At 44.4% G+C, this 23,794-nt stretch carries 19 protein-coding genes, 2 tRNA genes and 2 pseudogenes; 8 read left to right on the forward strand and 15 right to left on the reverse strand.

Annotated elements, in window-relative coordinates:
• Nucleotides 1-23: 23 nt before the first annotated feature.
• On the reverse strand, nt 24-1,652 hold the full coding sequence (gene aceB / locus R8O10_RS10220) for a malate synthase A (protein ID WP_318191353.1): 1,629 nt from the start codon (nt 1,650-1,652) through the stop codon (nt 24-26).
• Between the two features lie 606 nt (nt 1,653-2,258).
• The gene (locus tag R8O10_RS10225; RefSeq protein ID WP_005383681.1) at nt 2,259-3,164 is read right to left on the reverse strand and encodes a hydrogen peroxide-inducible genes activator; all 906 of its coding nucleotides are present in this window, start codon (nt 3,162-3,164) and stop codon (nt 2,259-2,261) included.
• A 199-nt stretch (nt 3,165-3,363) separates the two neighbouring features.
• Here R8O10_RS10225 and R8O10_RS10230 point away from each other — a divergent pair, with 199 nt between their 5' ends.
• From R8O10_RS10230 to ppk2, 3 genes are all read left to right on the forward strand, one after another.
• Nucleotides 3,364-3,975, forward strand: a complete 612-nt coding sequence (locus R8O10_RS10230) for a peroxiredoxin C (protein WP_005381738.1) — start codon at nt 3,364-3,366, stop codon at nt 3,973-3,975.
• A 283-nt stretch (nt 3,976-4,258) separates the two neighbouring features.
• Complete coding sequence (locus R8O10_RS10235) at nt 4,259-5,002, forward strand: copper homeostasis protein CutC (RefSeq protein ID WP_412035161.1); 744 nt, start codon at nt 4,259-4,261, stop codon at nt 5,000-5,002.
• Between the two features lie 70 nt (nt 5,003-5,072).
• Entirely contained in the window at nt 5,073-5,849 is a 777-nt protein-coding gene (ppk2, locus tag R8O10_RS10240; RefSeq protein WP_318191355.1) for a polyphosphate kinase 2, read from the forward strand.
• Between the two features lie 62 nt (nt 5,850-5,911).
• On the opposite strand, the gene phoU is transcribed toward ppk2, so the two are convergent.
• The 5 genes and pseudogenes from phoU to R8O10_RS10260 form a co-directional block, all read right to left on the reverse strand.
• On the reverse strand, nt 5,912-6,610 hold the full coding sequence (gene phoU, locus R8O10_RS10245) for a phosphate signaling complex protein PhoU (RefSeq protein ID WP_005381744.1): 699 nt from the start codon (nt 6,608-6,610) through the stop codon (nt 5,912-5,914).
• A 30-nt stretch (nt 6,611-6,640) separates the two neighbouring features.
• Complete coding sequence (gene pstB / locus R8O10_RS10250; RefSeq protein WP_005381745.1) at nt 6,641-7,459, reverse strand: phosphate ABC transporter ATP-binding protein PstB; 819 nt, start codon at nt 7,457-7,459, stop codon at nt 6,641-6,643.
• 2 nt (nt 7,460-7,461) lie between these two features.
• Nucleotides 7,462-8,838: pseudogene (gene pstA / locus R8O10_RS10255) on the reverse strand (phosphate ABC transporter permease PstA); the annotation flags it as partial.
• 65 nt (nt 8,839-8,903) lie between these two features.
• Nucleotides 8,904-9,135, reverse strand: a pseudogene (locus R8O10_RS27930) (phosphate ABC transporter, permease protein PstA); the annotation flags it as partial.
• A 30-nt stretch (nt 9,136-9,165) separates the two neighbouring features.
• Entirely contained in the window at nt 9,166-11,370 is a 2,205-nt protein-coding gene (locus tag R8O10_RS10260; RefSeq protein WP_318191356.1) for an ABC transporter permease subunit, read from the reverse strand.
• A 207-nt stretch (nt 11,371-11,577) separates the two neighbouring features.
• On the opposite strand from R8O10_RS10260, the gene ppk1 reads away from it, so the two are divergent.
• Both ppk1 and ppx read left to right on the forward strand, forming a co-directional pair.
• Nucleotides 11,578-13,668, forward strand: coding sequence for a polyphosphate kinase 1 (gene ppk1, locus R8O10_RS10265; RefSeq protein WP_005381748.1), 2,091 nt, complete (start codon nt 11,578-11,580; stop codon nt 13,666-13,668).
• Nucleotides 13,652-15,157 carry an exopolyphosphatase gene (gene ppx / locus R8O10_RS10270; RefSeq protein ID WP_033905789.1) on the forward strand — a complete coding sequence of 502 codons (1,506 nt, stop codon included), beginning with the start codon at nt 13,652-13,654 and terminating at the stop codon, nt 15,155-15,157. Before ppk1 ends, ppx begins: the two co-directional genes overlap by 17 nt.
• 34 nt (nt 15,158-15,191) lie before the next feature.
• Here ppx and R8O10_RS10275 read toward each other — a convergent pair whose 3' ends face one another.
• The 3 genes from R8O10_RS10275 to phoB are packed head-to-tail and all read right to left on the reverse strand — an operon-like array spanning nt 15,192 to nt 18,179.
• Nucleotides 15,192-16,151: a PstS family phosphate ABC transporter substrate-binding protein gene (locus R8O10_RS10275; protein ID WP_053350235.1), complete on the reverse strand. Its 960-nt coding sequence runs from the start codon at nt 16,149-16,151 to the stop codon at nt 15,192-15,194.
• Nucleotides 16,151-17,449 carry a phosphate regulon sensor histidine kinase PhoR gene (phoR, locus tag R8O10_RS10280; RefSeq protein ID WP_318191357.1) on the reverse strand — a complete coding sequence of 433 codons (1,299 nt, stop codon included), beginning with the start codon at nt 17,447-17,449 and terminating at the stop codon, nt 16,151-16,153. Before phoR ends, R8O10_RS10275 begins: the two co-directional genes overlap by 1 nt.
• Nucleotides 17,450-17,489: 40 nt before the next feature.
• Complete coding sequence (gene phoB, locus R8O10_RS10285; RefSeq protein ID WP_005381752.1) at nt 17,490-18,179, reverse strand: phosphate regulon transcriptional regulator PhoB; 690 nt, start codon at nt 18,177-18,179, stop codon at nt 17,490-17,492.
• Between the two features lie 224 nt (nt 18,180-18,403).
• On the opposite strand from phoB, the gene rdgC reads away from it, so the two are divergent.
• The 3 genes from rdgC (at nt 18,404) to R8O10_RS10300 (ending at nt 21,141) form a co-directional block, all read left to right on the forward strand.
• A complete protein-coding gene (rdgC, locus tag R8O10_RS10290; protein ID WP_017821958.1) occupies nt 18,404-19,318 on the forward strand; it encodes a recombination-associated protein RdgC in 915 nt (304 codons plus the stop codon).
• A gap of 165 nt (nt 19,319-19,483) precedes the next feature.
• Entirely contained in the window at nt 19,484-20,884 is a 1,401-nt protein-coding gene (gene yegQ, locus R8O10_RS10295) for a tRNA 5-hydroxyuridine modification protein YegQ (protein WP_025768851.1), read from the forward strand.
• 2 nt (nt 20,885-20,886) lie between these two features.
• A complete protein-coding gene (locus R8O10_RS10300; RefSeq protein ID WP_005381763.1) occupies nt 20,887-21,141 on the forward strand; it encodes a YfhL family 4Fe-4S dicluster ferredoxin in 255 nt (84 codons plus the stop codon).
• A gap of 42 nt (nt 21,142-21,183) precedes the next feature.
• Here the strand turns inward: R8O10_RS10300 and R8O10_RS10305 are convergent, their stop codons facing one another.
• The 5 genes from R8O10_RS10305 to R8O10_RS10325 form a co-directional block, all read right to left on the reverse strand.
• Nucleotides 21,184-21,492 (reverse strand): hypothetical protein, encoded by a 309-nt coding sequence (locus R8O10_RS10305; RefSeq protein ID WP_005381765.1) that lies wholly within the window; start codon nt 21,490-21,492, stop codon nt 21,184-21,186.
• A 323-nt stretch (nt 21,493-21,815) separates the two neighbouring features.
• Nucleotides 21,816-22,652, reverse strand: coding sequence for a penicillin-insensitive murein endopeptidase (gene mepA, locus R8O10_RS10310; RefSeq protein WP_005381766.1), 837 nt, complete (start codon nt 22,650-22,652; stop codon nt 21,816-21,818).
• Nucleotides 22,653-22,685: 33 nt separating this feature from the next.
• Nucleotides 22,686-23,018 carry a DUF1904 domain-containing protein gene (locus tag R8O10_RS10315; protein ID WP_005381768.1) on the reverse strand — a complete coding sequence of 111 codons (333 nt, stop codon included), beginning with the start codon at nt 23,016-23,018 and terminating at the stop codon, nt 22,686-22,688.
• Nucleotides 23,019-23,492: 474 nt separating this feature from the next.
• Nucleotides 23,493-23,569, reverse strand: a tRNA-Trp gene (locus tag R8O10_RS10320).
• 35 nt (nt 23,570-23,604) lie between these two features.
• Nucleotides 23,605-23,681, reverse strand: a tRNA-Asp gene (locus R8O10_RS10325).
• Nucleotides 23,682-23,794: the final 113 nt, after the last annotated feature.

Here is a 23,794-nt window from a genome sequence, read left to right on the forward strand (position 1 = left end):
ATTGGTGTTACAGTTATTCTTTATTAATCCAGGTAGTCATAACCAGGAACTGTCAAAAAGTTGGTCAGTTCATCGCTCGTCGTGAGCCTTGCCATTAAGTCTGCTGCTTCTTCAAATCGACCCGCATGGTAGCGCTGCTCGCCAATTTCTTGCTTCACGACTTCAATCTCCTCTTTGAGATAGAGCTCGAACAGCTCTTTAGTGACCTTTAATCCGTTGTCTAGCGACTTGCCGTGTTGAATCCATTGCCAGATAGAGGCGCGTGAGATTTCTGCCGTTGCTGCGTCTTCCATCAGTCCGTAAATCGGCACACAACCATTGCCAGAAATCCAAGCTTCGATGTATTGCAGCGCAACGCGAATATTGTGGCGCATTCCGCCTTCAGTGCGCTCGCTTTCACAAGGCTCAAGCAGTTCAGCTGCTGTAATAGGCGCATCCTCTGCACGGCTCACATCCAACTGGTTGGTGCGTTCACCCAGCACAGCACTAAAGACTTCCATAGCAGTGTCAGCCAAACCTGGATGAGCCACCCAAGTACCGTCGTGGCCGTTGTTAGCTTCTAACGATTTGTCAGTCTGGATCTTGTCTAATACTTTTTGATTCTCTTTCGGGTCTTTAGCTGGGATAAATGCGGCCATTCCTCCCATCGCGAAAGCACCTCGTTTATGGCAAGTACGTACCAATAATCGCGAGTAAGCGTTTAAGAATGGCTTGTCCATCGTTACCACTTGGCGATCTGGCAGTACTCGGTCTGAGTGTTTTTTCAATGTTTTGATATAGCTAAAGATGTAATCCCAGCGACCACAGTTCAAACCAACGATGTGTTCTTTAAGCGAGAACAGAATCTCGTCCATTTCGAATACCGCTGGTAAGGTTTCAATCAGCACAGTCGCTTTGATCGTGCCTGTATCCAAACCGAAGTAGTCTTCCGTGAAATGGAACACTTCGCTCCACCACTTCGCTTCGTGATGCGATTGCAGTTTTGGAAGGTAGAAATAAGGGCCACTGCCTTTTTGAAGTAACGCTTTGTAGTTGTTATAGAAATACAGAGCGAAATCGAATAGCGCACCTGGAGTGATCTGACCGTGCCACGTAACGTGTTTTTCTTTTAAATGAAGGCCGCGAACACGGCAGATCAACACCGCTGGGTCATCTTCCAGCTGATAATGTTTGCCATTGCCAGGATTGGTGTAACTGATGGTGCCATTAACAGCATCGCGCAAGTTAATTTGACCATCCAGCACTTTACTCCATGCAGGAGACATTGAATCTTCGAAGTCTGCCATGAACACTTTTACATTCGCATTCAGTGCGTTAATCACCATCTTGCGGTCAGTTGGTCCGGTAATCTCCACACGGCGATCTTGCAGATCTTGTGGGATTCCTAGGATCTTCCAACTTCCTTCACGGATGTCTTGTGTCTCTGGTAGAAAATCTGGTAGCTCACCAGCATCAATACGTGCTTGCTTCTCTTCTCTTGCTTCTAGCAACTGTTCAACACGTCCGGCAAATTTTTCACACAGTAGAGATAAAAAGGTTTGGGCTTCAACAGGGAAAATTGCTTGATGTTCTGGAGCAACGACTCCATTCACCTCAAGCATGCCTTGGGTTTGCTTTAGTTGTTGTGTTTTTTGTTCTGTCTGAGCAAGCATAATCATTCATCCTTAACGTGCTTTATCAATCTTGGGCAGTCAGCGTAAAGCTACATTTGTAAGTTATGAACAACAAATTACATCCTTTAACTTTGTGTTCAACTCGTCTAGCCATGTCGATAGATTGCGTAATGCTACGTGTATTTTCAATCTAGACATAAGTCGTATCGGCCTTTAAATAAGCTATATCAACAAGGGGTTTAGTGAAACCCCCAATATAAACAAAACAGAAAATTCAAAGTTTTATTCCGCAAGGTAAAAACCATCTATCAAGCGCTTTATTCTGTAAGTTATTACGTAATAAAATTACATTAAATTTAAAGTCGTTTTATCATTTCAAACAAGCGTATGAATATAGACTGGTAAACAAACACCTTGTATTCACAAGGGCTGAAGAGATGTATTTAAACAGGGGTCAAACAAGGTATGCAGGGCTTTGTGTAAAATTAACATTGTGAAATTTCACTATTTTATGAAAGCTTCATCAAAGAAGAGCTGTAAAATTTTACAAGTCAAAGTTTACCAACAGAATAAAATACTAGAAAGCGCACTGTTTCCAGTGCGCTTTTAGATAAATAATGGAGAAGTAAGGGCTAATACTAATAGCTAAAGCAGCTCTGAAACGACTTCTGCAAGTTGATTAAATGTTTTCGTTCTTGACGAGCTCGGACGCCAAACTAAGCCGATTTCGCGATAAGCTTGTTTACCAGGAGGATCGATCACGACTAAATTCTGGTTATGCAGCAAGCCATGGTCGATAGCCATTTGAGGAATGAACGTTGTTCCCAAACCATTCGCAACCATTTGCACCAGTGTATGGAGGCTGGTTGCCGTAAACGGATTGATTTTTTCTTTGTCTGTTAATTTACACGCTGATACCGCATGTTCCGTTAAGCAATGTTCTTTCTCTAGTAGAAAGACGGATTCGTCAGGTAAATCCGCGTAACGAATCGGCACAGGGACCGATTGGGCTTGATTAGCGCTTATAACCATTCGAAACGGATCCTTACCCACTACTCGGCTTTCCATCCCATCAATTTCGACTGGTAACGCTAAAATAAGCACATCCAGCTCACCATGTCTGAGCGCTTGAAGTAAGTTTGTCGTCGTGTCTTCTCTTAATAAAAGATTCAGTTGTGGAAAACGGTAGTTCACCTCTTGTACCAAATCACACAGTAAAAACGGAGCAATTGTTGGTATACATCCTACTTTTAGCTGGCCTTGCATATCGTCGCCTTGGCACATACGTCCAAGCTCGACCAAATCTTGCCCTTTTGCTAACAGCTCTCGCCCCTGCTTTACTACCATTTCTCCTGTTTGGGTAAAAACCAGTGGACTTTTCTTATCTTTCTTTTCATATAAGGGACAACCAATCAATTCCTCTAAGTTTTGAATACCCTTACTTAAAGTCGACTGACTGACAAAACAACGCTCTGCAGCGTCACTAAAATGTCTTGTTTCATGCAGTGTGACTAAATAGTGTAACTGCTTCAAACTGGGCCATTTATTCATAATTGTATTTGTATCTACCGCCGTTCCAGTGATCGAGTTAAGAGTTTTGTTATTATCGTTTTTTTCGATTAACTCAATCTATTTATTTCGCTTTTTTCAATACTACAATCTGTACTATAGTTTGTCTCGTACAAACACGAACCAAACCGACACAACTGAATTCGGTTTGGAGCTAACCATACTTTTTAGGAGCAAAAAAATGGTACTAGTAGGTCGTCAAGCCCCTGATTTTACTGCAGCAGCTGTTCTAGGTAACGGTGAAATCGTTGAAAACTTCAACTTTGCAGAGTTCACTAAAGGTAAGAAAGCAGTAGTATTCTTCTACCCACTAGATTTCACTTTCGTTTGCCCATCTGAGCTAATCGCATTCGACAACCGTCTAGCTGACTTCCAAGCTAAAGGTGTTGAAGTAATCGGTGTTTCTATCGATTCTCAGTTCTCTCACAACGCATGGCGTAACACTGCTATCGAAGATGGCGGTATCGGTCAAGTTAAGTACCCACTAGTTGCTGACGTTAAGCACGAAATCTGTAAAGCTTACGACGTTGAGCACCCAGAAGCAGGCGTTGCTTTCCGTGGTTCTTTCCTAATCGACGAAGAAGGCGTTGTACGTCACCAAGTAGTTAACGACCTACCACTAGGCCGTAACATCGACGAAATGCTACGCATGGTTGACGCTCTTAACTTCCACCAGAAGCACGGCGAAGTATGTCCTGCACAATGGGAAGAAGGTAAAGCAGGTATGGACGCATCTCCAAAAGGTGTTGCAGCGTTCCTATCTGAGCACGCAGCTGACCTAGGCAAAAAATAATAGACCTTCACCCTAGCTCAACGGGTGTGATGGTTGGATGTATATAAAGCAATAAGCTAATGCGGAAAACCGCAAACGCCAATCAGTCTAAGTAAAGTCCTATCAAAGCCCAGAGCCTCTGCTCTGGGCTTTCTTTTTCCTTCAGATAAACCGCCAAAATGAGGTAACGCTTTAGCGTAAACTTTACCTCTATTTATCATCCCCTCCATACAGATTCTGCTTACTGGCCCTGTTAATATCTTAGCCACAACACTTATTTGTAACGTTAGCAGGATGAATGAACGTGGTTACTCACCTAGAAGTCTGTATTGATAATATTGAATCTCTGCACTACGCCATTGCTGGCGGCGCCACTCGGATTGAACTTTGCTCCTCTTTGGCTTTAGGCGGACTAACACCCAGTTATGGCTTTATGCAGCAAGCGGCTAAGCTTTCTAGTGTTCCAGTTTATGCCATGATCCGCCCACGCCAAGGTGACTTCTTCTACAATGCAGAAGAGATCGAAATGATGCGTTGGGATATTGAAGCAGCTCACCAATCAGGCTTGAGCGGTGTCGTGTTCGGCGTGCTCACTCAAGACGGTGATATTCATATGCCTTACGCGGCTACGCTGTGTGAATTTGCTCAAGCGCTTGGCTTAGGCGTGACCTTCCATCGTGCCTTTGACCAGTGTCGTGACGCTGAAAAAGCTTTGGAAGAAGTGATCAGCTTAGGTTGTGAACGTATTTTAACCTCCGGTCTTGCGCCTTCAGCACCACAAGGGATCGATGTGCTTAGAGCTTTGGTTAAGCAAGCCCAAGGGCGCATAGCAATCATGGCGGGGGCTGGCGTTAATGCGAGTAACGTACGTGCGTTAGTAGAAGACACTCAAGTTCCTGAAATCCATCTGTCAGGCAAAACCACACGCCCTAGCCAAATGACCTTTGTTGCCGAACAAAGCAAAATGGGCGCACCCGATGTCGATGATTTTTTAATCCCCATCACAAGTACACAAGCCATTACCGATGTCGTAGCAGCTCTCAAATAGACCACCGTAACCTCACGCGCATAGCTTTTGAGTGCTAACATATTGTTTATCAAGGAGTGAGGAAAGGTGTATGTCTAAATTGAAGAAAAAGGAATACGAAAAGGAGCTCAAAAACCTTCAAGTTGAGCTCGTAAAACTTCAAGAGTGGGTCAAACACAAAGGGTTAAAGGTAGTGGTTTTATTTGAAGGACGTGATGCTGCGGGCAAAGGCGGAGTGATAAAGCGAATTACAGAAAAGCTAAACCCGCGTGTTTGTCGCGTGGTCGCTCTGCCTGCACCGACAGAAAAAGAAAAAACGCAATGGTACTTCCAACGTTACGTCGCTCATTTACCATCTGCTGGTGAAATCGTTTTATTTGACCGAAGTTGGTATAACCGAGCGGGTGTCGAAAAAGTCATGGGGTTCTGTACGCCTGATGAATACGAAGAGTTTTTACGCTCTTGTCCTGAATTCGAAAGAATGTTGCAACGCTCTGGGGTTATTCTGATTAAGTATTGGTTTTCGGTTTCAGACGAAGAGCAGGAAAAACGTTTTCTAGGTCGAATTAATACGCCGATCAAACGTTGGAAATTCAGCCCAATGGATTTGGAGTCACGTCATCGCTGGGCGGAGTATTCGGAAGCAAAAGATAAGATGTTTGCCTATACAGACACGAAAAACTGCCCTTGGTGGGTCGTCCCTTCTGATGACAAAAAGAAAGCGCGCTTGAACTGTATCAGTCATTTACTAAGCCAGATTGATTACAAAGCACTTGAGTACTCACCCATCGAATTACCTGAACTCAATAAAGAAGGTTACGTCAGAGCGCCCATTGATGATCAGACCTTCGTTCCTGATAAATATTGACGTGCTTTCCTTCTCTCTAATAAATAGACCAGCCTAAAAGCTGGTCTATTTATTGAAGTCAGTTACTTCAGTACGTCATCAATACTTTGATCACCTAGATGGCGTACATCTTTCCCTTTCACGAAGTAAATAATGTATTCACAGATGTTCTGGCAGCGGTCCCCCACGCGTTCAATCGCGCGTGCCGACCACATCACTTGCAGAATATTAGGGATATTTTTTGGATCTTCCATCATGTAAGTCATCAACTGACGAATCACCGCTTCATACTCGGCGTCTAGTTTGTCATCTTGTTTATGCACCTCTGCTGCCGCTTCTACATCCATGCGGGCAAACGCATCTAAAACCTGATGCAGCATATTAATTGCCTGACGGCAGAGAGGCTCTAACGACACTTGGAATTGTCGTTCTTTTGATGATGGGCTTTCAATGGCAACGTAAGCAATGCGTGTCGCCACATCACCGATGCGTTCTAAATCCGTGATCGTTTTGATGATAGCCATGATTAAGCGCAAGTCTTTTGCCGTTGGCTGACGCTTAGCAATAATGCGTGTACAAGCGTCATCGATCGAGACTTCCATCGCATTCACTTTATGATCGTCACGCACAACCTTACGCGCCAGTTCGATGTCTTCTTTATGCAAGGCTTGAATAGCATACGAAAGCTGCTGTTCTACCAAGCCCCCCATGGTTAATACATGAGTACGAATCGATTCTAGCTCTACGTTAAATTGTCCTGAAATATGACGTCCAAAGTGCATGATGTTCCTTATTCCGTATAGAGTCGCGACTTAACCGTAGCGACCCGTAATGTAATCTTCGGTCTGTTTCTTCATTGGCGAAGTGAAGATCGAGTCCGCGTCAGAGTATTCAATTAACTTACCCATATGAATGAATGCAGTATGATCGCTCACTCTCGCCGCTTGTTGCATGTTATGGGTAACGATAACGACAGTATATTGAGTCTTCAGCTCATTGATAAGCTCTTCAATAGTTAAAGTTGAGATTGGATCCAACGCTGATGTTGGCTCGTCCAATAACAGGACTTCCGGCTCAATCGCCACCGCGCGCGCAATGACCAAGCGTTGTTGCTGACCACCAGATAAGCCAAATGCGTTCTCATGCAAGCGGTCTTTTACCTCATCCCACAACGCCGCCGAGCGCAAGGATCGCTCCACTGCGTCATCTAAACTGCGGCTGTTTTTTACACCTTGTAAGCGTAAGCCATAAACTACGTTTTCATAAATAGACTTAGGAAATGGATTGGGTCTTTGAAACACCATCCCCACTCGGCGTCGAAGTGTCGCAACATCGACATTAGGATGATAAACATTCTTGCCATGGAGACGCACTTTACCTGTGACTCGACACCCTTCCACTAAGTCGTTCATACGATTGATGCAACGTAATAACGTCGACTTTCCACACCCTGAAGGACCGATAAAAGCGGTGACTCGCCCTTTGGGAATTCGCATCGAAATATCATGCAGCGCCTGAGTTTGACCATAGAACAGATTAAGGTTCTCGATTGAGATTGCTGTTTGTTCATCCGTTAAATTATGAACGTCCAATGGTGGCTCATAACCTAATGTACTATCAAAATTAAACATACTTAATCTTGTCCTAACGTTCTGTATTTTTCTCGTAAATTATTGCGAATACTGATTGCTGTTAAGTTTAGCCCGACAATCACTGTCACGAGTAAGAAAGAGGTAGCATAAACTAATGGTCGCGCCGCTTCGATGTTGGAGGTTTGAAAGCCAACATCGTAAATGTGAAAACCTAAATGCATGAACTTTCTATCCAAATGCACATAAGGGAATTGTCCGTCAACCGGTAAACTGGATGCCAATTTCACGACTCCCACCAGCATCAGTGGCGCTACTTCGCCAGCTGCACGTGCAATCGCAAGGATCAAACCTGTGATAATAGCTGGCGTCGCCATAGGTAAAACCACGCGCCATAGCGTTTCGAACTGAGTTGCACCAAGCGCCAGAGAGCCATGTCGTACTGAACTCGGAATACGAGTTAAACCTTCTTCAGTCGTCACAATCACAACTGGAAGCGTCAGCACGGCAAGAGTTAGTGCAGACCATAACAACCCCGGCGTACCAAAGGTTGGTGCCGGTAGCTTCTCCGCATAGAATACGTTGTCGATAGAGGCACCTATCGTATAAACGAAGAAGCCTAAACCAAACACGCCATAAACAATCGATGGAACACCCGCTAGGTTTATAACTGCAATACGAATCACTCTGGTTAGAGCGTTATTCTTAGCGTATTCATGTAGATAGATAGCGGCGATCACCCCGAGTGGCATCACAATGATCGACATGATGAGTACTAAGAAAACCGTACCAAATATCGCAGGGAACACGCCTCCTTCGGAGTTAGACTCTCTTGGATCTTCAGATAAAAACTTCCAAACCTGTTTTCCCCAATGCATGACTTTATCAGGCAGTGACATTTGGTTTGGATACCAGTAGTCCAAAATGTCTTCGAGCGGAATCGATACTTGTGACCCCGTCATATCCTCGACAATCAAGGCATAGTCAGAGAGCTGAAGTCGTAAACCATCAAGTTGTAAATCTAACGTCGCAAGCGCTTTTTCTATCTGCTCTTTTTTCGTCTGATTTTCCTTTAAGAAGCTTTCTGTCAGCGTGTCATTCAATTCATGCTTGCGCTTTTCTAATCGCAACTGCTCTAGCTTCCAACCAAGCTCTTTAAGCTGATCGACCACCAAAGAATCAATCTCATGGCGCAGAGTTTCTGCATCATCAAGCTTTTTATTTAGTACCGATTGAATATCACTGGTGTATATATTATCGCCATCTTGAAACGCCACCAGCTTACCAAAGAAATAACCACCGCTACTGCGCTCTATCACCGCCCACTCTTCTGGCGTCGTGGGCTCATCCAACTGCATTTGCAATACGGAGATAAAATCGGCGGGATACAACTCTCGGTTGGCGATTTTGATACTGAGTCGCGTGGCAAAATCTTCATCGTCTTCTAACTGTTGTGCTGCGCTTTCAGGCAAATAACTCTTCGGTACAAAGCTGCGCTCATACACTTGACCAATCAGAATAGTATTTTCATGTAGCACTTCGCCTTGTACAGGTGTCAGCGCTGCAACATTCCACTGATACAAGGGCGCTGGCCAAAAGTAAGTCAGGCCTTTCCAGCCGATAAGGAGTAACAACCCTAATACCGACAACAAACTGATGCTGACTGCACCGCCTGTTAGCCATATCCACGGTGCGCCAGAACGAATCCAATTTAACACGTTATTACTCGCTCTTTATTCAAACCATTATTACAACGCACGGTACTTATCTCTCAGTCTCTGACGAACCCACTCCGCAAGCGCGTTTACTGCAAACGTAAACACAAATAAAATCAATGCAGCTAGGAACAGCAGGCGATAATGCGAACTTCCAACTTCCGACTCTGGCAACTCAACGGCGATGGTCGCCGACAGGCTGCGCAATCCTTCCAAAATATTCCAATCCATTAATGGCGTATTGCCCGTTGCCATTAACACAATCATGGTTTCGCCAACAGCGCGTCCCAGGCCCATCATAATGGCAGAAAAAATACCTGGGCTTGCAGTAAGCAAGACAACATAGATTAAAGTTTGCCAAGGCGTGGCCCCTAATGCCAAAGAGCCATCCGATAAATGCTTCGGTACAGAGAAAATGGCATCTTCGGCAATGGTAAAAATCGTCGGGATAACAGCAAACCCCATCGCTAACCCCACCACCAATGCATTGCGTTGATCGTAACCAATACCATGCTCGGTTAAGAATAAGCGCATATCGCCACCAAAGAACGTCTGCTCAATCGTAGGCGAAATCCACACTCCAAGCCCAATCAGTACCAATATGACAGGCATGAGCACTAAAGCATGCCAACCATTAGGCAGACGATTCCGCAAAGGTTGCGGTATTAATGCCCATAGCCCGCCCATAATCATGGTGCTCAAGGGCAAAACAAACAGCATAACGACGATGGTAATCAGGTGATCTTCGACAATAGGCGCGAACCACAGCCCCGCGAGGAAACCAATGATCACCGTCGGCAGTGCTTCCATTAGCTCAATCGACGGTTTTACGACACGACGCATACGTGTCGACATAAAGTAAGCCGTATAAATAGCACCTAGCACTGCGAGCGGCACTGAAAACAGCATCGCAAACATCGCCGCTTTTATCGTCCCAAATGCAATAGGTACTAGGCTGAACTTAGCCTCAAAGTTATCGCTCGCCGAAGTCGATTGCCACACAAATTCAGGCTCAGGATACCCTTCGTACCACACTTCTTGCCATAATGAAGACAATGAAATTTCCGGATAGGCATTGTCCACTTCCGCAACATTTAACGCATTATTTTGCCAAGTGATTAAGTAGCGTTCATTGTTAGACATTGCTGCGATTGCGGGCGCTTGATTGTACGCACGCTTAAACAACACCAGTTTTTCACTGGTTGTATAATGGCTTTGCAACGTGCCGTTGGTGTAAAAGCTATAAAATCCTTTTCGATGAGAATCCGGCAACAAATACTTAAGCTCTGATGCCAATTTAAAATCACGAATATGCGTTAACGTGCGTTTTTCGTCTTGCAGCGTATCAAACCATTGCGACACCCGACCATCGTTGTGCGTCACCAAAAGCGAGTAAGCACCAGCCAATAAGTCTATCGTACGAACGGAATGCTTCTTATCACCTTGAGTGAGATCGACCACCTCCCGTACAGCAAATTTACGTGCGGTTTTCTTTAACACTATCAACTCAGAGCCATCGCGCAAATAAAGCGTTTCACCGTCAGGTGTCAACAACATTTGCTGAGGCGTATTAAAGCCTGAAGAGAACGTAAAATCGATCGTTGTAGGAGACGTACCCAAAGACGAAGCCACTTGCCAGCGAGCTTTCACTTCACCGCTTTGCGTCTGCCAAACAACCGTTGGTAAGGGCGTCGAAGCTGCAAATACAAACTGAGTCACAGGATCTTGAGGCATACTCAGCGTCAGATCCATGCTGGTGTCTAGCTCAATCACTTCCGGAGGACGTGTATTTTCTCTCAATGTGGCATTAAATTCTGGCTTGAAAAGGTTCGCTTTACCCTGCCCATCAACAAATCCATACCAACCTAGCCCAGGAGCAGATTGAGAGAAAGCAACGGTTTTCTGGACGATTTGCTGTGTATACACCGCAGGTTTCGTAGGATCGTCCATCGACAAATATTGAATCTCACCACTTTGGGTTAGAACGAACGCGAGCTGAGCGTAATCATCCACTGAAATCGCAAGTGGTGTTTCAATATGAGTAGCTCGAATGGCTTGGTTGGTTTTGATCTCCGCATCAGAAAAAAGCGGAATGATCACCATAGCGAGGTAGACAAAGATCAAAATAAGCGCCGCGAGTACGCCGACACCACCGGATGTCACTGCAAGTCGAACTAAACGATCTTTTATCAGTCGTTTCTTATCTTTTTCCTGCAATGAAAACTCGGCTTGTGCCATTTAAATCTCTACCTTTTTTGACTTAGTACTAGAATATGTCGTTAAGATGACAATTATATTACAGATCACATTAAACACCTGAAAAGAATACAACTCTTATGCAATGCGTGGTATGAAATAAATCTGTAATGAAAATCTCATAATGTTCTCACTCATCCATTTTTCCAAGATGAGTACGTATTACTTCACTTTTGGCTAGGTAAGGTTATGAGCGCAGAAAAACTCTATATAGAAAAAGAACTGAGTTGGTTGTCTTTCAACGAACGAGTATTACAAGAAGCTGCCGATAAAACCGTCCCTTTGATCGAACGTATTCGCTTTCTTGGGATCTTTTCCAACAATTTAGATGAATTTTACAAAGTACGCTTTGCGGACGTGAAGCGCAGAATCCTAATCAGCCAAGAGCGCGGTGGCAGTGATAGCCCTAAACGACTGTTAACCAAAATGCAGTCGAAAGCACTAAAGCTTAACGAACAATTTGATGAGCTTTACAGCGAGTTGATTCGAGAAATGGCGCGACGTCGCATTTTCTTGGTCAACGAGCAACAACTGGATGAATCGCAACAAAAGTGGATCGCGAAATACTTCCGTAGAGAGGTAATGCCGCATATCACTCCCCTCCTAATGAAAGACGAGATCGATGTTCTGCAATTTCTCAAAGACGAGTACGCTTACATCGCCGTAGAACTGCGTAAAGAAGAACATTACCAGTACGCTCTGATCGAAATTCCGACCGATCACCTTCCCCGCTTTGTGATGGTACCAGAACAGAAAGGAAAGCGTCGAAAAACCATCATCTTACTTGATAATATTATCCGCCACTGTTTGGACGAGCTGTTCAAAGGCTTTTTTGATTATGATGAGCTTAGCGGCTATGCGATGAAAATGACGCGTGACGCTGAATACGATTTACGCAATGAAATCGAGTACAGCTTGCTTGAACAAATGTCAGAGGGTGTCAATCAGCGACTGACAGCAAAGCCCGTTCGCTTCGTCTACGAACGCGATATGCCGCCTCAAATGTTAGAGTTTCTGTGTAACAAACTTAATATCTCTAACTACGATAACCTTATCCCCGGCGGACGCTATCACAACTTTAAAGACTTCATCGGCTTTCCAAATGTTGGACGAGAGTATCTTGAAAATAAACCTCTCCCGCCAATGAAATGTGCCGATTTCGAAGGTTATGCCAACAGCTTTGACGCGATTAAAGCGAAAGATATTCTGCTCTATTATCCCTACCACACTTTTGACCACATTAGTGAGTTAGTGCGCCAAGCCTCCTTCGATCCCAAAGTACTTAGTATCAAGATTAACATTTATCGCGTCGCGAAAGATTCTCGCTTGATGAACTCTTTAATTGATGCAGTGCACAACGGCAAAAATGTCACTGTGGTCGTCGAACTGCAAGCTCGCTTTGATGAAGAAGCCAATATCGAATGGTCAAAAGTATTAACCGAAGCGGGTGTGCACGTCATCTTTGGTGCGCCTGGTCTTAAGATTCACTCAAAGCTACTGATGATTAGCCGCCGCGAAGGTGAAGAAATTATTCGCTACGCACACATCGGCACAGGCAACTTCCATGAGAAGACGGCACGAATTTATACCGACTTCTCCCTGCTTACGGCAGATCAAGAAATCACTAATGAAGTCCGTAATGTCTTCGGTTACATTGAGAATCCATACCGACCAGTGAAGTTCAATCACCTTATGGTATCTCCTCGTAATTCTCGAACCCAAATCTACCGCTTAATTGATAATGAAATTGCGAATGCCAAGCTAGGGAAAAAAGCCGCTCTTACGATCAAGGTCAATAACCTAGTCGATAAAGGCATCGTCAATAAGCTTTATGGAGCAAGTACTTCCGGTGTAAAAATAAACATGATCATTCGAGGTATGTGCTCATTAGTACCGGGCATTGAGGGGATCAGCGACAATATTCGCATCATCAGTATTGTTGACCGCTTTCTTGAGCACCCTCGCGTGGTGATCACCCACAATGATGGCGATCCGCAAGTTTATATCTCCTCCGCAGACTGGATGACAAGAAATATTGATCACCGTATCGAGGTAGCAGTACCAGTCCGTGATCCACGTTTGAAACAGAGAATTATTGATATAACGAATATCCATTTTACCGATACAGTAAAGGCTCGTTTAATAGATAAAGAAATGAGTAACGCTTACGTACCACGAGGTAATCGCAAAAAAGTTCGCTCTCAAATCGCTATCTATGACTATCTTAAAAATATAGAAAAGCAAACTAGAAAACAAAATTCAGATGCCTCAAATACTTGAACAAGATACTCGCTACATTGCCGCGATAGACCTCGGCTCAAACAGTTTCCATATGGTGGTGGCCAAAGTTGTCGGCAGTGACCTACAACTGGTTAGTCGTCATAAACAACGTGTTCGCTTAGCATCAGGACTCGACAGTGAATTGAACTTAAGTCACGCCGCAATGGAGCGTGCGCTAGAATGCTTAGCCATGTTCGCTGAGAGGCTGCAAGGGCTTGATGAGTCAAATGTACGTATCGCCGCCACACACACACTAAGACGCGCTAAAAATGCCCACCTTTTCATTGAGCGTGCGAAAGAAGTGATGCCTTTCCCGATAGAAATTATCCCTGGAGAAGAAGAAGCCCGCCTGATTTACTTAGGCGTCGCGCACACTCAAGTAGAATCCAACTCCAAACTAGTCATCGATATCGGAGGCGGCAGTACCGAGATGATTATTGGACAAGAATTTGAGCCTGAGCTTCTCAACAGTAAACAGATGGGATGCGTCAGTTTTACAGAGCAATACTTTAAAAACGGCAAACTGTCAGGAAAAAACTTCAGCAAGGCGATGTTAGCGGCCGAACAAAAACTCGAGTCCATCGCTTCAACATATCGTAAAAAGGGCTGGGATATTGCTCTCGGCTCATCAGGAACCATCAAGGCGATTCAAGAAGTGCTAGTAGGATTAGGTTTTGAAGATGGCCTGATCACAGCGAGTCGACTGGATACACTTATCGAAACTCTGTGTAAATTTGATTCCATTGAAGATATTGAACTGGCGGGTCTAACAGAAGAACGCAAACCCGTATTCGCAGCAGGCGTAGCGATTTTGTCCGCGATTTTCAAAGCGCTTCGCATTGAGCAAATGTTTTTCTCCGATGGTGCTCTACGCGAAGGCCTGTTGTACGAAATGGAAGAGCGTTTTGCGCGCTCCGATATTCGTATGCGCACCACAGAAAATTTAGCCAACAAGCACCGGGTCGACTTAGAGCATGCCGCTCGTGTGAAGGGGCATGCACGTGAGATGTTATGTCAGGTACGCTCTGAACTAGGCATTAAGAAAAAGAGTGAGTTATTTGACTTACTAGAGTGGGCAGCGTTGCTTCATGAAGTCGGATTAAGTATCAACTTGCGTAGTTTCCATCGCCACTCTTTTTATATTCTGTTGCACTCCACCCTACAAGGCTTCAACCGTGAGCAGCAATTAGTGCTCGCAACATTAGCTCGCTTCCAGCGTAAAGCGCTCAAATTGCAAGAACTACCAGATTTCAATCTCTATAAACAGAGTGACGTTATAAGCCTCATCAAAATATTACGACTTTCTATCGTATTAAATGGGCAGCGTAATGAAGATCCATTGCCTGATATCACCTTATCTATCAAAAATGACGAATGGATTCTCACCTGCACAGATGAAGCATGGCTAGAAAACAATAAATTACTTCACGCGGATTTACAGGAAGAACAAGAACGTTGGGACAGCGCGAAGTGGACACTCACTTTCTGATCTCGTACTCTTCATACTTAAATAAAAAGTCGGCTTACAGGCCGACTTTTTTTAACTCTTCTTCTGCAAAGTCTGCCGTAATGGGCACATAACCATCTTTCTCAACCAACGCTTGTCCCTGAGCAGAAAAGATAAAGCGAATAAACTCAGCTTCAATTGGTGTTAATGGGTAATCAGGATGCTTATTCACGTAAACATATAAGTAACGTGATAGTGGGTACTTACCGCTAACAATATGTTCTCGCGTTGGAGTCACATAGTCATTTCCCATTTTAGCTACAGGGACTAAGCGCACGCCTGCCACTCGATAACCGACACCGGAATAACCAATTCCACTGATGGTTGACGCTACAGCTTGCACAACTGACGCGGAGCCTGGCTGCTCGTTAACTCGGGTCTTGAAATCGCCGCCACACAAGGCATTGCTTTTGAAGTAACCGTAAGTTCCAGAAACGGAGTTACGACCAAACAACTGGACGTTTCGCTTTGCCCACTGTGATTCAAGACCGAGTTGCTGCCAGTTTGTGACAAATTGACTTTCACCACAGCGCAGCGTGGCAGAAAACAAAGCATCTAACTGACTAAAGTTAAGCCCTTGAATTGGATTATCTTGATGAACAAAAATACCGATTGCATCGATGGCGACCCTGAGCGCAGTTGGCTTGTAGCCATGTTCACGTTCAAACGCTTCAACCTCCCTTAAGCGCATAGGGCGGCTCATGGGACCAAACTGAGCTGTTTGTTCGGTCAATGCTGGGGGGGCAGTAGAAGAGCCAGATGCTTGGACTTGCGCATTAATATTCGGGTAAATGGATTTAAACTCTTCAACCCAAAGCGTTGTCATACCCGCAAGTGTATCGGAGCCAACAGAGAGCAAGTTTCCGACAATCCCCGTCGTTTTATGATAAGTCGGCAATGGTTTATCTTGAGCGGCAGCAATACAAGAACAAACAAGCGCGAATAAACTGAATGTTTTTGCCAATCGTAAAGCCATTATTTCACCACCAAACGCTCAGGTAATACGAAAGAAAACTTACTGCCCACACCTACTTCACTGTGAATTTCTAAATGAGAGTCATGGTGACTCAGCGCGTGTTTTACAATGGCTAGCCCTAAACCACTTCCACCAGTATCACGTGATCTTGCTTTATCCACTCGATAAAAACGCTCAGTAAGTCGATGGAGGTGCTGAGGTTCAATACCATCACCACTATCTTCCACCTCTAAGCATGCGCCTTGAGAGGTCTGGAACCAACGAACATTAATGTTCGCACCAGGCGGTGTGTATTTGACGGCATTATAAACGAGGTTAGAGATAGCACTACGTAACTGGTCATCATCGCCCAGCACGCGTAGGCTAACATCAACATCAAATTTCAATTTATGTTGGTTGTCCCCACTAAGGCTAACCGCCTCTTTTTCTAACACTTCAAGCATCGCGGGCACATTCACGACTTCCTCAAGCTCATGCATAGGTGCCGCTTCAATTTTAGATAGTGTCAGTAGTTGGTTCACCAAACTGTTCATGCGGTTAAGCTGCTCCGTCATGACACCATGAGCTTTGCTCCACATTGGACCCACGACCATATCAGGGTCTTCAGTCATCTCCAAATAACCTTGTAGCACCGTCATTGGTGTACGCAGTTCATGAGATACGTTGGCAAAGAAGTTGCGACGCATTCCCTCAAGTTGTTTTAATTGGCTCACATCACGCACTACCATCAAGTGCTCACCCTCGGTATACGGTACGATACGCAATTCCAGCATCCGTTCGACGTTGAGTGGTGAACGCATTTCTAATGGCTCTGAGAAGTCTTTCTTGTTGAGGTACTTGATAAAATCAGGTGTACGAATGAGATTGGAGATAGGTTGACCTGAATCTTCTGGCCAATGGAAGCCCAGTAAGTGCTGAGCCAGCTTGTTGCACCAAACAATATTGCCTTCAGCACGGAATACCACTACCGCATCGGGTAGCGACTCTGCACCATTTCGGAATCGACGAATAAGATTAGTAAGCTCTTTTCGTTTGCGGCGTTGGCGCTGTTGTAAGCGATACAACCCATTGAACAAAGATTCCCAGTTACCGCTACCAGACGGTGGCGTGAGGCGTTTTTCATCCCATAACCAAGAAGATAAACGTACTTGGTTATGCAAATGCCACACAAGCTGCAATGCCGTAGCTGCCAAAAGCAACCACGGCATATAACCGAATATCCAACCTACTATCACCCATGGGGTGTAAAAAAAAGCCAGCTCCCAGGCCAGCTTTTTCCACGTTAATCTTTCAACCACTCATAACTCCAGAAATGGTACCGATAAGCTGCGTGTTAATTTATGCCTTCGTCGAGAAGCGATATCCAGCACCACGAACAGTTTGGATCAGCTTATCATGCCCTGCAGCTTCCAATGCTTTACGCAGGCGGCGAATGTGAACATCGACCGTACGGTCTTCGACATACACGTTAGTGCCCCAAACATTGTTTAATAGCTGCTCACGGCTGTATACGCGTTCTTGATGCGTCATGAAAAAATGAAGCATCTTAAATTCTGTTGGGCCCATGTCTAATGGCGCATCATTAGCCGTAACACGGTGCGATACAGGGTCAAGCTTTAATCCCTGTACATCAATTACATCTTCTAGTGCAGTAGGGGTTACGCGACGAATCACCGCTTTTAAGCGTGCAACCAACTCTTTAGGAGAGAATGGCTTGGTAATGTAGTCATCCGCACCGACTTCTAAACCGCGCACTTTATCTTCTTCTTCACCACGAGCGGTAAGCATCACAACTGGAATGTTGCGCGTTAATTCCTCTCGCTTCATATGTTTGATGAAGTTAATGCCACTACCGCCTGGTAACATCCAATCCAGTAAAACTAAATCAGGGAAGGGTTCAGCCAGTTTGGTTACTGCAGTATCGTAATCTTCCGCTTCTACCGCTTGGTAACCTTTCTGCTCAAGTACGAAGCACAGCATTTCGCGAATAGGAGCTTCGTCTTCAACAACCAGAATCCTTCTAGACATAATTGAGTAACCTTATGTTCGTTGAGCTAATGAATTTAAGAGACAAAGCGCCTCTCTATGCATAAGCATTATCACTACCAATTATGACACTTTTGTGACCTTTGAAAACAAATTTTCATATAACTTTCTTTTGAGGTTCATTCGGATATTTTTCATTTCTATTAAGACATCAGCACAAAAATTCCCTATGATTAGTCCCTTGTCATCAAGCCTAGAGAAGATTTATGTGGTTTAAAAACTGTCTGGTATACCGCGTTAACCGCGAGGTTACTTTTAACGCCGAACAACTAGAAACTCAGCTGTCTGAATTCCGATTCACCCCGTGTGGCAGTCAAGACAAACAGAAATTTGGCTGGGTCAGTGCAATGGGTAGACATGGCGATATGATGACTCACGTGTCAGAAAACCGCATTCTGATTTGCGCCAAGAAAGAAGAGAAAATGCTACCTGCCTCTGTGATCAAAGAATCATTGAATGCAAAAGTAGAAGCAATGGAAGCGCAAGAAGGTCGTCCTCTGAAGAAGAAAGAGAAAGACAACCTGAAAGATGACATCGTAATGGATTTACTGCCGCGCGCATTCAGCCGCAGCAGCCACACTCACGTGCTTATCATGCCAAAAGAAGGTTATATCCTTGTTGATGCAAGCAGCTACAAAAAAGCAGAAGATGTATTAGCATTGCTTCGTAAAACCATGGGTAGTTTACCTGTTATTCCTGCTATTCCAGAAGTGGCGATTGAAACTACGCTAACCGAGTGGGTGAAAAGCGGTGACACACCTCAAGGTATCAGCATGATGGACGAAGCTGAGCTAAAATCCGTACTTGAAGAAGGTGGTGTGATTCGCTGTAAGAAGCAAGAGCTCACCACTGATGAAATCCGCAACCACATCGCTGCGGATAAAGTCGTGACGAAACTTGCGCTTAATTGGCAAGATCGTATTGAGTTCATTATGACGGAAGATGCAGGCATCAAACGTCTAAAATTCTCTGATGAATTGAAAGATCAAAACGATGATATTCCACGTGAAGATCAAGCAGCTCGATTTGATGCAGACTTCTCTCTAATGTGTGGAGAGTTCAGTGCTTTCCTTCCCAACCTATACGATGCGCTAGGCGGCTTACCGAATCCTAACGCATAATATTGTATAAAGGTTAACCATAACGCCCTCACTTTTTTTGAGGGCGTTTTTCTATCTGAAGCACAATTACCCTAGTCACAGTTCACATTTTGACGTAAAATTTGCGCCCCATTTCCATTAGGTGGAATTGGCCTGACTTGTGATCAGATAAAAGAGAATTGAGCAATGACAACTGAGAAAGCATTCGTGCCTGAGCTACTATCTCCAGCGGGCAGCCTGAAAAACATGCGTTACGCATTCGCCTACGGGGCAGATGCAGTTTACGCTGGCCAACCTCGCTACAGCCTTCGCGTACGTAACAACGAGTTTAACCACGAGAACCTAAAAATCGGTATCGATGAAGCCCACGCCCTAGGCAAAAAGCTTTATGTGGTATGTAACATTCAACCACACAACTCGAAGCTAAAAACGTTCATCCGTGATCTTAAGCCAATCGTAGAGATGGGTCCTGACGCATTGATCATGTCAGATCCAGGCCTAATTATGATGGTTCGTGAAGCTTTCCCAGAAATGCCAATTCACCTTTCTGTACAAGCGAACGCTGTAAACTGGGCGACCGTTAAGTTCTGGGCAGCGAATGGCGTGGAACGTGTGATCGTTTCTCGCGAGCTATCTCTAGAAGAAATCGAAGAAATTCGTGAGCATTGCCCTGAAACTGAGCTTGAAGTATTCGTTCACGGTGCATTATGCATGGCTTACTCAGGTCGTTGCCTACTTTCTGGCTATATCAACAAACGTGACCCTAACCAAGGCACTTGCACTAACGCATGCCGCTGGGAATACAAAGTTGAAGAGGGTAAAGAAAACGACGCTGGTGATATCGTAGAGAAATTCGACCCGACTGAAGCACAGCCTGTCGAAGTACAAGACGAGCGCCCTGAAACCACAATTGGTCGCGGTAAACCAACAGATGAAGTCGTTCTGCTTTCTGAAGCACACCGTCCAGAAGAAAAAATGGCAGCTTACGAAGACGAGCATGGTACTTACATCATGAACTCTAAAGACCTACGTGCGGTACAGCATGTTGAGCGCCTAACCAAGATGGGTGTGCACTCGCTGAAAATCGAAGGTCGTACTAAATCATTCTATTACTGTGCTCGTACTGCACAGGTTTACCGTAAAGCGATTGATGATGCTGTAGCAGGCCGACCATTTGATGAAAGCCTAATGGGCACACTAGAGAGCCTAGCTCACCGTGGCTATACCGAAGGCTTCCTACGTCGTCATACTCACGACACCTACCAGAATTACGATTACGGCTACTCAGTTTCTGATGCTCAACAGTTTGTCGGTGAGTTCACTGGTAAACGTCGTGGCGATATGGCTGAAGTAGAAGTGAAAAACAAATTCCTTGTCGGTGATAGTCTTGAGCTAATGACGCCAAAAGGTAATGTTGTTTTCACGCTAGAAGCGATGGAAAACCGTAAGTCAGAGTCTATTGAGGATGCCAAAGGGAATGGTCACTTCGTCTTCATTCCAGTACCAGCAGATCTAGATTTAGAATACGGTCTATTGATGCGTAACTTGAACTCAGGGCAGGACACCCGTAACCCGACTGGTAAGTAATCATGGCCTTGCTCATTACTGACAAATGCATCAACTGCGACATGTGTGATCCCGAATGCCCCAATGGGGCAATCAGTATGGGAGAGAGCATTTTCGAAATTGATCCAGCGCTATGTACAGAGTGTAAGGGGCATTACGAAAAGCCGACCTGTCAGTCAGTGTGTCCAATTACAAAATGCATAATCACTGATCCGAACCATGTCGAAACTGAAGAGCAGTTGCTTGAAAAATTCGTGATTATTCAAGGGTTAGCATAAGAGCAATTAGGTTCAACTTTGACATCAAAGTTGAACCTTTTCTCAACCTGATTTTTCAATAGGGATAATATTGCAGAACAGCTCTTTTTCAAAATGATACTCTAGTCTCTCACGCCAATTTTCCGCTTGAGAAACAGGTATTAAATAAAAGTTTTCTCGGCTCGTATCAGTAACGAAAGCCATTCCATATTGCATCAGCTCATAATGCACATCATTAACAAAACCCGGATCAAGGCGTTGACGCCCAGTCAGGTGATTCACATCCTCTCGAGTCAAAGAGACTCCTTTAGTATCACTGCTAAATCTGTGTCTTAACCACTCTGCAAATTCTTTTGCACAAATCATAGTCATGGTTTTGTCCTTGATTTACTCTTCTAACAGGAAAAGGGTATATCCCTGCCTTACACACTTGTCTGCGTTGTTATCGCTTTTTAGCCAACTGACAGACATATTGCTAAGAAACCAGAGTATCGTGACGAAAGATCTTTTTCTAAACAGAGAAGTTACAACTTACCCATACTACAACTCTTTGTTTAATTTAGATTTCTATAATATGTCCCCAAAACTGATTGGGTTAGTTTTTGTATTGGTACTATTCAATGTAGACAAAAGTATGATGTTTCTCCAGTTTCATAAAAGAGATCACCAAGTACAGATAAACCTGAAGAGTAACACTAATTAGGATTGATAAGCGGCAAGCATTGAGGTGGAACGACTTTTTTTCGTTTGGGCTTAGAGGTTGTTTTTACCCGTTGAGGGGTATCAGTAGGTTTTGCTTTTGGCGCCCAACTTGCAAGCTCAGCACCGCAACCATCACCTACTGGAGGTGGTGCTTGATCAACACAATAGTCGCTCGAATCAGGACAAGATAACCTGACGTGAAAGTGGTAATGATGCCCCCACCATGGACGTACTTTACGTAACCAAGAACGATCTTTGCCGTTTTCTTGCAAGCAAAGTTGCTCCTTAATAACAGGATGTACAAAAATTCGTGCAACATCCTTACTTTTTGAAGCGTACCGAATTAGCTTAAAGTGCCGCTCTTCCCAGCGATGATTAAGTATGGAATAACCTTTTAAATCCACCACACTCATGGGTTTAGGAAGTTGTAATTCGTTATAAGAAAGCGGTTGGTCAGCAAGTCTTAACCAGATATCGATATCTAACCCGGTTTGATGACTAGAATGACCAGAGGAGAACCTTCCACCTCTAGGTAAAGACAAATCACCAATTAGCAGAGTGGTGTTGAGATTTTGATGAGCTTTAAGCGCCAGATTTTCAATAAACTCTATCGTTTTAGGGTGCCCATAGTAGCGCTTCGTTTTACTACGTAAGACTTGATAACCAACGCCATCGAGAGGCAAGGGTAATGCACCATCTAAACAACCGTTAGCATAACTACCAATAGAGGAGGAAGAGTTTCGGGTAGGATTAACCGCAGACTCCCAAGGAGTAGAACATACTGAAGCTGAGAAACATAAACCCAAAGTTACAATGAAACTCAGCCTCATAACCTTTAACCTTTAACCTTTAACCTTTAACCTTTAGTAGTGTTCGCCATTATCGTAATAAGCTTTAGGAGATAAGGCGGAAAAGATAACTGCAACATCAATGTCGGCACCAGCGATACCGCGCACTTGTTGCGTAATAAGCTTGGCAACTTCATCTTGCACTTCCTGGCCACGGTCGAACCAAAGCACTTCGACAAAAGGATATGCAGCACTCACCTCACCCTCATTGAAAAACGTAGTGTAGATATACTCAAAAGTAAAATCCTCACGCGGACAGTCCATTAGAGGCTGAAGTTCATCCGTAAGAGGTTTTGATAATGCCTGAACAGCTTGTGGCTCTACAGCACGGAATCGAAAATGTGGCATAAACTTACTTCCTAATTATTAGCATCAATGCATGATGATAACAGGAACCAAGTCAGTAATCATCCAAGCCAATGTAACCACTGACCTTTCAATAGATTGTGAATCAGATGTGCTCGATAACGAAGAAAAAGCGTTATGAAAATTCGAAGGTAAAACAGAAAGAGCAAAGCGATACATCAACATTTAATAATTACATTACTAGAAAATAAAACTATCTGAAGCAAAGGTATGCCATATTCGTTGGATAAACATACACCTGACGTCGAAACTATACGTTAGGAATAAAAGAGCCCCTGACCTAAGCCAGAGCTTATGAACATGGGGGATAGGTGAAGTGGACCAATATCCCGGAGATATAAACTTTCAATCCCCCGATACTTTGGTATCAGAGGAATCGACAACTCTCCAACTAGTCAGATTCTCTTTTCTTCAGATGCAAAAAAGCCCCAGCATTACTGCTGAGGCTTTAGAGTATGGCAGGGGTGGAGAGATTCGAACTCCCAACACGCGGATTTGGAATCCGCTGCTCTGCCAATTGGAGCTACACCCCTGTAATTCGTGTTTATTGAGACGACGCTCAAATAAGTGGCGGAGTGGACGGGACTCGAACCCGCGACCCCCGGCGTGACAGGCCGGTATTCTAACCAACTGAACTACCACTCCGCAGTGGTATCACTCGCTTTAATAAGCAAGCGTCCAAAATTTAAAGCCTGGCGATGTCCTACTCTCACATGGGGAAGCCCCACACTACCATCGGCGCTATTTCGTTTCACTTC

The sequence above is a fragment of the Vibrio sp. 1727 genome (assembly GCF_033344415.1).
Taxonomy (GTDB): Bacteria; Pseudomonadota; Gammaproteobacteria; order Enterobacterales; family Vibrionaceae; genus Vibrio; species Vibrio alginolyticus.